The organism is Actinosynnema sp. NPDC059335, from assembly GCF_042752395.1.
Taxonomy (GTDB): Bacteria; Actinomycetota; Actinomycetes; order Mycobacteriales; family Pseudonocardiaceae; genus Actinosynnema.
The window spans coordinates 1-10,935 of record NZ_JBHYXZ010000055.1; the positions used below are offsets into that span (position 1 = coordinate 1).

The window sequence follows — 10,935 nt, forward strand, 5'->3', positions numbered from 1 at the left end:
CAAGCACCAACGCCTTTTTCAGTGGGGCCGCGGCTTGGTCTTCCCCCCACCGCCAGTGCCCACCCACCACTACCTGCGCCGCGCCCGGGATCCGAACCCCCGGACGCGGCCCTTCGGCTACGCGCGGGGTCAGGCGACCTCCTCCAGCTCGCGCGGCTCGGCGGCCGCCGCCCGGGCGGCCTTGCGGCGGCGGCGCAGCGCCACCACGACGCCGACCACGACCGCGATGCCCATCAGACCCCACATCGCGCCGTTGAACACGGACTCGATGTACTTCGCCGACGCGCCGGCGGCCGAGCCGATGCCGATGTGCAACGCCGACCAGCACACCGCGCCCGCGATCGACGCGGGCAGGAACCGCCGGTACTCGAGCTTGGACGCGCCCGCCGACGCGGGCACCAGGGTCCGCACCACCGGCATGAACCGGGCGAAGAACACCGCCCACGCGCCCCGCCGGCGCAGCAGCGCGCCCGCCTTGTCCCAGTGCTCCTGGCCGAGCCGGCGCACCACCTTGCTGTCGCGCAGCCGGTCGCCGTAGCGGCGGCCCAGGAAGTACCCGATGCTGTCGCCCGCCACCGCGCACACCGACACCACCAGCCACATGACCAGGAAGCGGGGCACGCTGGTGACGGTCGTGGCGGCCAGCAGCAGCGCGCTCTCTCCCGGCGCGATGAAGCCCACCCCGAGCGTGCACTCCGCCAACGTCAACGCGCCCGTCACCGCCAGCACGGCGGGCTGCGGCAGACCGGCGAGCCCTTCCAGTGCGTCGGTCAGCAAAGCCATGGTTCATCCCCCTGTGGATCACGACGAGCACCGGAGTGCAGGCTAGGGGGAGTCCACCGCAAGGCGATCGGCGGGCGCATCGGACCGGAGGCTGACCCGCCGCCAGACCATGGTCGTACGGGTGGCGGGCCGGAAGTCAGGGGTGTGCCCCTCGGGGGCGCGAACCACCCCTCGGGTGCGTGAACCCGCGCCGTCGGCTTTTCGGCGGCCGGGCAACGGCGGTTCTCCGCCGCCGAGCACCGAGGGGCGCGGTCAGCGCCGGTCGAATGCGCCGTTCTTCGCCGTGCCCAGGAAACGGGACCACTGCGCGAAACCGAAGCCCAACTCGCCGCCGGTTCGGTTCTTCGAATCACGCACCCCGACCGCGACCCGGTCGAGCGCGATCTCCACGCACTCCGGACCGCTCGCGGACGTCCGCGTGCTCGTGCGCCACTGGCGTTGCATGGCAGGTCACCTCGAATTCAGGCCCAGCTCGCGCGCGACGCGCCCGATCAGCGCGGACGAGGCGGCCGGGTCGAGCGATTCGGCGCTGAGCCGTGCGAACAGGTCGGAATACCGGGCGACGTCCGAGGGCTGTTCCACGTAGACGTCGCCGCGGGGGCTTTCGAGGTACACCACGGCCGGATCCGATTCCCCGGGAAAGGCCAGGATCACGAACGGGCCGTCCATCGCGGCGTGCGCGCCCGCCGCGAAAGAGGCCACCTGGAGGGTGATGTTCGGCCGCTTCCCGGCCTCGTGGAGCCGCCGCAACTGCTCGGCCATCACATCCCGCCCGCCGACCAGCCGCCGGATGGCCGCCTCGTCGACGACGACGTGCAGCCGCAGCGGGTCGTCCGCCAGCAGCAACGCCTGGCGCGCCTGCCGCAGCCGCACCCGCCGGTCCACCTCCGCGGGCGCGGCGGCCGGCAGCACGGCGCGGATCAGCGCCCTCGTGTACGCCTCGCTCTGGAGCAGACCGGGCACCATCAGCCCCTGGTAGCCGCGCACCGACTCGGCGTCCGCCTCGAACCCGACGTACCGGCCGGGCGCGATGTCGCCGAACTCGTCCCACCACGCCCGCCGCCGCGCGTCCCGCGCCAGCTGCACCAGCTCGTCCAGCGTGTCCCGGTCCGCGCCGTAGGCGGCGAGCATGTCGCGGACGTCGCGCGGGGTGACGCCGACGCGGCCCGTCTCGATGCGGCTGATCTTGGAGGCGGAGCACTCCAGCCGGGCGGCGACGTCCTCGATGGTGAGGTCGGCCGCCTCGCGCAGCCTGCGCAGCTCGCCGACCAGCCGACGCTTGCGCAGCGTCGGGCTGCTGCCCCGTGGCATCCGGACACCTCCGTCGACGGCCCCCGTCCACAGGGCCGCAGCCCAGTCTGTGGCCGGTGGCCTGCCGAGCAAAGGGAGGTCATCCATTCGTGTGTTGCAACTTGCAGAGCGCCGGACGCGGTCCCAGGCTGCGAGGCAGCACCCGCCCCAGGGAAGGAGCGCTGAAGGTGTCCACCACCGTCTTCAGCCAGCTCGACCGATCCCTCCACGAGCACCTGGCCGCGCTGGTCCGCCTGGCGGCGACCGGGGACGACGGGACGGCGGTCGAACTCGCCCGCCGCGAGCTGCCCCGCGTGGTCGCGGCGGTCAGGGCGCTGTTGGACGAGCACACCCCCGACGAGCACGGCCGCTGCCCGACGTGCCGCACCCGCCGGTGGAGCCGCCGCCTGCCCTCGCCGTGCCGGGCGTACCTCGCCGCCCAGCTGGCGCTGACCGTGACCGACGACGAGCCGTCCGGCGAGCACCGCCACCTGCGCAGCGCCGGGTAGGCGACCGCCGACGACCCGCGCGACCGAGCACCCACCGGCGCGCCCGACCCCACCGCCCGGACCCGAAGCGCCACCGACCCCGCCCCGACCGGGGCCGGTGCCGCGGTGAATGGCCGCCGCTCACGCCGACGGCGGCTCGGTCGCTGGGAAGTCGGCCTTCCGCGCCGATTTCCCGGCGACCGGACCACGCGGTCGCCGGGACGGACCACGGCCACCGAGACGCCCACCGCTCCAGGCCGACGGACCCGGCAACCAGACCGGCCGGGCGCTCGACGCCCCCGGCTCCGGGCCGGACCACGCGGCCACCGAGACCGGTCCCGAGCGCTCGGACGCCCGCCCGCTCCAAGGCCGGACCACGCGATCGCCGAGACCCGCCCCGCGTGCTCGGCACCCACCGACTCCGGACCGGGCCACGCGGCCACCGGCCCCGGGTGCTCAGACGCGCACCGGCTCCAGGCCGTCGCGCTCGGGGTCGACCAGGTAGACCCGCGCGGCCGAGATGTCGAAGTACATGCCGACCAGCCGCAGCGAGCCCGCCGCGACGGCCTCCCGCACGCTCGGGTACGTCATCAGGTTGTCCAGCTGCTGCGCCACGTTGGCCACCGCCAGCCGCTCCACCACCGGCAGGTCGGACTCCGCCGCGTGGAACCGGATCAGGCTCGGCTCCACCGCCTTCAGCCACGCGTGCAGCTGCGAGCCGGGCCGGGTGGAACCGTGCACGACCGCCTTCATCGCGCCGCAGTCGGAGTGGCCGCACACGGCGATGGTCTCGACCGCCAGCCCCTCCACCGCGAACTCGATCGCCGCGCCGACGGAGTCGTCGCCGTCCACCGGCACCAGGTTGCCGATGTTGCGCACGCAGAACAGGTCGCCCGGCCCGCTCGTGGTGATGAGGTTGGGCACCACGCGGGAGTCGGCGCAGGTGATGAACAGCTGCCGCGGGCGCTGCCCCTGCGCGGCCAGCTCCGCCAGGAACGGGCGCACCAGCGGCGCGGTGGTGCGCTCGAACTCGCGCATGCCCTGCATCATCGGGTCGGCGTCCGCGCGCGGCCGGGGCAGGGTGACGGTGCGGTGGCGCTGCCAGTGCGACCACGGCGCGAACCACCGCGGCAGCGGCGACAGCGGTGTCTTGCGCAGCGCGGGGATGCCGCGGGTGGCCTTGCTGAACCAGGTGTCGTGCACCTCGTCCACCTCGACGTGGCCGCCCAGCCGCTCGTACCCGACGCGCCAGTCGTCGATCGCCTCGAACGCGCCGTGGTCGAGGAAGTCGATGTGCAGCTCCAGCACCACGCGCTGGCCCAGCGGGATCGCGCGCAACCCGCGCACCAGCCGCCCGACGCCGAGGAACACCAGCGAGCCGCGGATGACCACGCGCCAGCCGTCCGGCTCCTGGTCGATGCGCACCGAGGACCGGCTCAGCCGGTACAGCGACCGCAGCGCCGCCGCCGCGACGCCCAGCAGGACCCCTTCCAGCAGGCCGAGCGCCACCACGCCCAGCGCGGTGACCGCGTACGCGGAGAACTCCCCGTGCCGCCACAGCGCGCGCATCCGGCGCACGCTCACCAGCCGCGCGCCCACCACCAGCAGCACGCCGGCCAGCGCGGCCAGCGGGATCAGCTCCAGCACCGAGCCGAGCGCGAGCACGAACACCGCGATCCACACGCCGTGCAGCACGGTCGACGCGCGGGTGCGCGCGCCCGCGGCCACGTTGGTGGAGCTGCGGACGATCACGCCGGTGACCGGCATGCCGCCCAGCGCGCCCGCGACCGCGTTGGCCGTGCCCTGGGCGATCAGCTCGCGGTCGAGGTCGGCGCGCGGCCCGTCGTGCAGCTTGTCGACGGCGACCGCGGACAGCATCGACTCGACGCTGGCCACCACCGCCACGGTCAGCACCGCGAACACCACCGCGCCGAAGCTGCCCGACGGCATCTGCGGCAGCACCACCTGCGAGAACGGGTCGTCGGGCAGGTCCACCCTGGCCACGTCGAAGCCCATCGTGGCCAGCGTCGCCACCAGCACCGCCACCAGCGGCGCGGGCACCACGGAGGCGCGCGGCACGCGCGGCCACAGCACCAGCGCGAGCACGGCGAGCAGGCCGACCAGCAGCGCCGACCACCGCACGTCGGTGGTGACCAGCTTGCCGAGGTTGTCGAAGACCGAGGTGGCGGCCGTGCCGCCGAGGACGACGGCGAGCTGGCCGATCGCGATGCTCACGCCGATGCCGGCGAGCATGCCGTGCACCACGGCGGGCGACAGGGACAGCGCGATCCGGCCGAGCCGGCTCAGGCCGAACACGACCTGCACGGCGCCCGCGGCGAGGGTGATGCCCGCGGTGGCGGCCCAGCCGAACTCGGCGATGACGCTCGCGGTGATCACGACCATGCCCGCGGCGGGACCGCTGACCTGCAACGGCGCGCCGGACAGCGCGCCCGCGACGACGCCGCCGACGACGGCGGAGATCAGCCCGGCCATGAGCGGCGCGCCGGTCGCGGCGGCGATGCCCAGGGAGAGCGGCACGGCGATCAGGAACACCACGACGGACGCGGGCAGGTCGTGGCGCAGCACGGTGGCCAGGCCGCCCGGTGGGCCGGCCGTGGTGTGCTCGCCGGCGTGGGACTTGTTGGGGCGCGGCCGGTTCATGGCGCGGTCCTCTCGGGAGGGTAGGGGGCAACGCCCCGCGGGCGCGCGGGGTGTCGTCGGGGAGCGCGACGCCTACGACCGGGCTAAGGGCGGCAGCGGGTGCGGCCAGGAGGCGTAGGGTCCGGCGAATCGGAACCCGGCCCCGGCGCGGTGGTGAGGGGTAGCCACGGTGGCACCTCCGTGTCGGCACAGGGGACGTGTCGGCACAGCCCGCGTCGCACAGGTCGCGTCCACTCCATGATGACGAGGAACCGGGCGAACTGACAGCCGATCCACCCGGTCGTGTTGATCAGGAGTGCGTCGTCACCGCTGGTGACGGAGCTACCGGCCGACGGCCGCGTCGGCGCGGCGCACCGCGAACGCGCCCGCGCCGAGTCCGATGAGGACGGCCGCGACCTGGCCGACGACCGGGAACTCGGGCACCGCGCCGTACCACTCGGCGCCCGCCAGCGGGAACGCCACGAGCAGCGCCGGCCACGGCACGCGCACCACCACTGGTCCCAACACGGTGATGGCGCCGGCTGCGGTGAACGCCACGTAACCGACGCCGACGTCCACCACGTCGGTCAGGTCGGTCCGATAAACACCCGAAGAGATGACGGCGGCCGTCACGAGCGTCGCGCCGACGTGGCCCGCGACGGCCACCGCCGCCGCGCGCCACGGCCCGACCTCGCGCTCCAGCACGCCCAGGCACACCGCCACGCCGACCACGGCCAGCGCGGTCGGCGCCAGGCCGTCGCCCTCCGGGTCGAGCACGAAAGCGCTGCCCAGCAGGGCGTTGACGGGGTGGTGGGCGAGGTTCGCGGCGTTGGTGCTCAACGACTCCCGCACCTGCGCCGACACCCCGTCGGCGAACACGAACCGCATCAGCAGCGCGAGCCCCGCCACGGCCGACAGGTAGCCGGCCGTGACGGGGTGACGCCGGAACCGATCACGCACGCGGCCATGATCGGGCCGGTGGTCTCAGGCGTCCACTTGGGACCTGTCACCCGACCAGAGGGTGTGGAAGCTGCCCTCGCGGTCGGTGCGGCGGTAGGTGTGCGCGCCGAAGAAGTCGCGCAGCCCCTGGATCAGCGATGCGGGCAGCCGCTCGGACCGCAGCCCGTCGTAGTACGCCAGCGCGGACACGAAACCGGGCGCCGGCACGCCGGAGGTCACCGCCTTCACCACGACCCGCCGCCACGCCGCCTCGGCCGAGCGGACGGCGTCGCGGAAGTAGTCGTCCACGAGCAGCGAGGCCAGCTCCGGGTCCTTGTCGTACGCCTCGCGGATGCGGTCGAGGAACCGGGCCCGGATGATGCAGCCGCCGCGCCAGATCGTGGCCATCGCGCCCAGGTCGAGGTCCCAGCCGTACTCGGCGCTCGCCGCGCGCATCTGGTCGAAGCCCTGCGCGTACGCCACGACCTTGGACGCGTACAGCGCCTGCCGCACGTCCTCCACCAGCGAGTCCGCCGTGCCGCCGACGATCTCGGCCGGCCCGAACGCCTGCCGCACGGCCTGCCGCTGCGCCGCCCGACCGGACAGCGACCGCGCGAACACCGCCTCGGCGATGCCGGTCACGGGCACGCCCAGCTCCAGCGCCTCCTGCACGGTCCAGCGGCCGGTGCCCTTCTGCTCCGCCTCGTCCGCGATCACGTCCACCAGCGCGGCGCCGGTCTCGGCGTCGGTGTGGCCGAGCACCTCGGCGGTGATCTCCACCAGGTAGGACTCCAGGTCGCCGGTGTTCCAGCCGCGGAACACCTCGGCGACCTCGGCGGGGGCCAGGCCGCCGACCCGGTGCAGCAGGTCGTACGCCTCGGCGATGAGCTGCATGTCGGCGTACTCGATGCCGTTGTGCACCATCTTCACGAAGTGCCCGGCGCCGTCCGGCCCCACGTGGACGCAGCACGGCACGCCGTCGACCTTGGCCGCGATGTCCTCCAGCACCGGGCCGAGGTGCCGGTAGGACTCAGCCGAGCCGCCCGGCATGATCGACGGGCCGTTGAGCGCGCCCTCCTCGCCGCCGGAGATGCCGGCGCCGACGAAGTGCAGCCCGGCCTCCTTCAGCGCGGCCTCGCGGCGGCGGGTGTCGGCGTAGTGGGCGTTGCCGCCGTCGATCACCATGTCGCCGGGCTCCAGCAGGGGCGCCAGCTCGTCGATGACGGCGTCGGTGGGCGCGCCCGCCTTGACCATGATGATGATCTGGCGCGGCGTCTGGAGGCTCGCGACCAGTTCTTCCAGCGTCTCGGCCGGCACGAAGTCGCCTTCGTGGCCGTGGTCGGCGATCAGCGCTTTGGTGCGGGCGTGGCTGCGGTTGTGCACGGCGACGCGGTAGCCGTGCCGGGCGAGGTTGCGCGCCAGGTTGCTGCCCATGACGGCGAGCCCGGTGACGGCGATCCGCGCGGGTGCCTCGGAGGTGGTCATCTGCACAGCGTGCCGAAATCCGCGCCCGCGCGCACCTGTCCGACACCCCTGATCATGGAATGCCACGACCGGCCGCCCGCCCTGTAACATCCTGAAACAACGACGGGACGGGGGCGCGGATGGCCAGGGCGACGGTGCGGGACGTGGCACGGGCGACCGGGCTATCCATCGCCACCGTGTCGCGGGTGCTCAACGGCCAGGCCAACGTCGCCGAGCACACCCGCGAGCTGGTGCTGCGGACCGTGGCCGGGCTGGGCGCGGAGGCGCCGCGGGCGCGGGCGGCGAAGCCCGCCGGTTCGGTCTACGTGCGCTGCCCGTACCTGCTCACCGACTACTTCGGGCTCATCGTGTCCAGCGTCGCCGAGACGTTGGCGCTGCACGGGCGACAGGTCGTGCTGAGCGCGGGCGTGTCGGCGCAGCGCGCGTCGGTGCTGCCGGGCCTGGCGACCCGGTCGGACGTGGCCGGGGCGATCCTGATCCTGCCGCCGGAGCCCGCCGCGGAGCTGGTCCGGCTGCGGGACCGCCGCTTCCCGTTCGTGGTGGTCGACCCGCGCACCGAGCTGCCGCGCGACGTGGCGTCGGTGTCGGCGGCGCACTTCGCGGGCGCGCGCCGGCTGATGGCGCACCTGGTCGAGCTGGGGCACCGGCGGATCGGGATCGTCGGCGGCCCCCGCGACTGGCAGGCGAGCGACGGCCGGCTCGCCGGGTACGCGGCGGCGTTGTCCGACGTGGGCGTGCTGCCGTCGGCGGAGCTGCTGCGGCACGTGGACGAGCCGACCGAGGAGACCGGCCACCGGGCCGCGCGCGAGCTGCTGGGGCTCGCGGACCGGCCGACGGCGCTGGTCGCGTTCAACGACAAGATGGCGGTGGGCGCGTTGCGGGCGGCCGGCGAGCTGGGGCTGGACGTGCCGGGCGACGTGTCGGTGGCGGGGTTCGACGACCTGGACCTCAGCCGCGCCACCCGGCCGGGGCTGACCACGGTGCGGCAGCCGTTGCAGGAGATGGGCCGGATGGCCGTGACCCTGCTGACGCGGTTGCTCGACCGGCACGAGCTGGAGGCGCTGCACGTGGAGCTGGCCACGGAACTGGTGGTCAGGGCCTCGACCGGCCCCCGCCGCGGCGCCTGACGACCGCGGCTTTTCACGGTAATTACCGGACTCCCGGCGCGACCTTGACACGGTGTTCGGCAGGCTTGTTTCCTCTTCCGTGCGGACAAGTTCCACAGATGTTCCAGTTTGTTACAGGCCGCCGAGGACCCTGCCTGATCCACAACGTCGTGAAAGGAGTCCGGGGTGCCCTCTTCCCACCGTCGGGCTTTCATCAGCGCCGGCACCGCGTTGATCACCGTCGCCGCCGCCCTCGCCGCCTCGCAACCCGCGGCCGCGGCCGGCGAGGCGGTCAACGTCTACCTGACCACCACCTCCGACAGCGGCGGGCGCGTGGTCACGCGCGGCCTCCAGCAGCAGTCGCCGATCGCGTTCGGCTCCAACGGGGGCAGCGCGACCCACACCATCACGGTGAACGAGGGCACCACCTACCAGCAGTTCGAGGGTGGCGGCGCGTCGATCACCGACACCACGGCGTACCTGCTGCGCGGCGGTCCCGTCTCGGCCGCCACGCGGGACGCCGTCATGCGCAGGCTGTTCCACCCGGTCGACGGGATCGGCCTGTCGTTCGTGCGCAACCCGATCGGCGCGTCCGATCTGTCGCGGCCGGGCAACGTCTCGCTCGACGACACCTGCTGCGACCTCAACGACTGGGGCGCGAACGGCTACGACACCAACGTGCGGCTGCTGACGCAGCAGGCCAAGCAGCTCAACCCGCAGCTGCGGGTCAAGGGCGTGCCGTGGAGCGCGCCGGGCTGGATGAAGGACAACGGCCGCATGGACCAGATGGGCTGGCTCAAGTGGGAGTACGCCCCCATGTACGCCCAGTACTTCGTGAAGTACGTGCAGAGCTACCAGGCGGCGGGCATCCCGGTCGACTACGTGTCGGTGCAGAACGAGCCCAACTGCTGCCAGGCGTCCAACCCGACCGCGATGAACTACCCCGGCATGAGCTGGAACCCGTCCGGCCTGGTCGAGTTCACCAAGAACAACCTGTACCCGGCGTTCCGCGCGGCGGGCATCACCACCAAGGTGCTGGTGCACGACTGGAACTACGGCGACTACGCCAACTTCGGCTCCGGCGTGCTCAACGACGCCGGCGTGCGCAACGACCCGCTGTTCGGCGGCATCGCGTGGCACGGCTACTTCGGCGACCCCGCCGTCGGCACGCAGGTGCGCAACCAGTACCCGAACGTGAAGCAGTTCAGCACCGAGCACTCCGGCGGCACGTGGATCGCCAACCAGCACAACGAGGACATGGCCGACATCGTCAACTACGCCCGCAACTGGAGCTCCAGCCTGGTCAAGTGGAGCCTCGCGCTCAACCAGGACATGGGGCCCCACAACGGCGGCTGCGGCACGTGCACCGGCCTGATCACCGTGCAGGAGGGCGGCTCCCGGGCCGGCCAGGTCGACTACACCATCGAGTACTACACGACCGGTCACCTGACGAAGTTCGTCAAGCCGGGCGCGTACCGGATCGACTCGACGGCCAACGGCACGGTGCAGAACGTGGCCTACCGCAACCCGGACGGCTCCAAGGCCCTGATCGCGCACAACGGCGGCACGTCGGCGCAGTCGATCCGGGTCAACTGGGGCAACCAGTCGTTCACCTACACCCTGCCCGCCCGCACCTCGGCGACGTTCACCTGGCAGGGCACGCCCGGTTCCGGCAACCCCGGCGGCGGCGGCGCGATCACCGGCCTGGCCGGGAAGTGCATCGACGTCGCGGGCGCGAGCAGCGCGGACGGCGCCGCCGTGCAGCTCTACACGTGCAACGGCACCGCGGCGCAGCAGTGGTCGCGGCCGGGTGACGGCACGGTGCGCGCGCTGGGCAAGTGCCTCGACATCAAGGACCGGGGCACCGCCGACGGCACGCAGTTGCAGCTGTGGAGCTGCGCGGGCGGCGCGAACCAGCAGTGGACCTACACCTCGGGCCGCGACCTGGTGAACCCGGCGACCGGCAAGTGCGTGGACGTCACCGGCAACAACAGCGCGGACGGCACCAGGCTCCAGATCTGGACGTGCACGGGCGCGGCGAACCAGAAGTGGACCGTCGCCTGACCGACCCCGCCACGTCGCGCACCCGGCCCGCCGCTGCTCGACCAACGGCGGGCCGGTACCGCGGAGCGCGCCCGCGCCCCCCCAACCCCCCCCGGGGCCGCGCCAAACCCGTGGGGGGGGGGGGGCGACCCCCCCCCCCC

At 73.6% G+C, this 10,935-nt stretch carries 9 protein-coding genes; 3 read left to right on the plus strand and 6 right to left on the minus strand.

Going from position 1 to position 10,935, the window contains the following annotated elements; translation table 11 throughout:
• Positions 1–129: 129 nt before the first annotated feature.
• The 3 genes from ACFXGA_RS18785 to ACFXGA_RS18795 form a co-directional block, all read right to left on the minus strand.
• The gene (locus tag ACFXGA_RS18785) at positions 130–783 is read right to left on the minus strand and encodes a DedA family protein (protein WP_378089480.1); all 654 of its coding nucleotides are present in this window, start codon (positions 781–783) and stop codon (positions 130–132) included.
• Positions 784–1,035: 252 nt separating this feature from the next.
• Entirely contained in the window at positions 1,036–1,227 is a 192-nt protein-coding gene (locus tag ACFXGA_RS18790) for a DUF397 domain-containing protein (RefSeq protein ID WP_378089482.1), read from the minus strand.
• A gap of 6 nt (positions 1,228–1,233) precedes the next feature.
• A complete protein-coding gene (locus tag ACFXGA_RS18795) occupies positions 1,234–2,094 on the minus strand; it encodes a helix-turn-helix domain-containing protein (protein WP_378089484.1) in 861 nt (286 codons plus the stop codon).
• A gap of 167 nt (positions 2,095–2,261) precedes the next feature.
• Between ACFXGA_RS18795 and ACFXGA_RS18800 the strand changes: the two genes are divergently transcribed.
• On the plus strand, positions 2,262–2,582 hold the full coding sequence (locus ACFXGA_RS18800) for a hypothetical protein (protein WP_378089485.1): 321 nt from the start codon (positions 2,262–2,264) through the stop codon (positions 2,580–2,582).
• A gap of 435 nt (positions 2,583–3,017) precedes the next feature.
• Here ACFXGA_RS18800 and ACFXGA_RS18805 read toward each other — a convergent pair whose 3' ends face one another.
• From ACFXGA_RS18805 to gndA, 3 genes are all read right to left on the minus strand, one after another.
• Positions 3,018–5,222 (minus strand): SulP family inorganic anion transporter, encoded by a 2,205-nt coding sequence (locus ACFXGA_RS18805; protein ID WP_378089487.1) that lies wholly within the window; start codon positions 5,220–5,222, stop codon positions 3,018–3,020.
• Positions 5,223–5,543: 321 nt separating this feature from the next.
• Positions 5,544–6,161 carry a rhomboid-like protein gene (locus ACFXGA_RS18810; RefSeq protein WP_378089489.1) on the minus strand — a complete coding sequence of 206 codons (618 nt, stop codon included), beginning with the start codon at positions 6,159–6,161 and terminating at the stop codon, positions 5,544–5,546.
• 24 nt (positions 6,162–6,185) lie between these two features.
• A complete protein-coding gene (gene gndA, locus ACFXGA_RS18815; protein ID WP_378089491.1) occupies positions 6,186–7,625 on the minus strand; it encodes an NADP-dependent phosphogluconate dehydrogenase in 1,440 nt (479 codons plus the stop codon).
• Between the two features lie 119 nt (positions 7,626–7,744).
• On the opposite strand from gndA, the gene ACFXGA_RS18820 reads away from it, so the two are divergent.
• Together ACFXGA_RS18820 and ACFXGA_RS18825 are read left to right on the plus strand one after the other, a co-directional pair.
• Positions 7,745–8,752, plus strand: coding sequence for a LacI family DNA-binding transcriptional regulator (locus ACFXGA_RS18820; protein ID WP_378089493.1), 1,008 nt, complete (start codon positions 7,745–7,747; stop codon positions 8,750–8,752).
• Positions 8,753–8,917: 165 nt separating this feature from the next.
• The gene (locus tag ACFXGA_RS18825) at positions 8,918–10,795 is read left to right on the plus strand and encodes a ricin-type beta-trefoil lectin domain protein (protein ID WP_378089495.1); all 1,878 of its coding nucleotides are present in this window, start codon (positions 8,918–8,920) and stop codon (positions 10,793–10,795) included.
• Positions 10,796–10,935 lie beyond the last annotated feature (140 nt).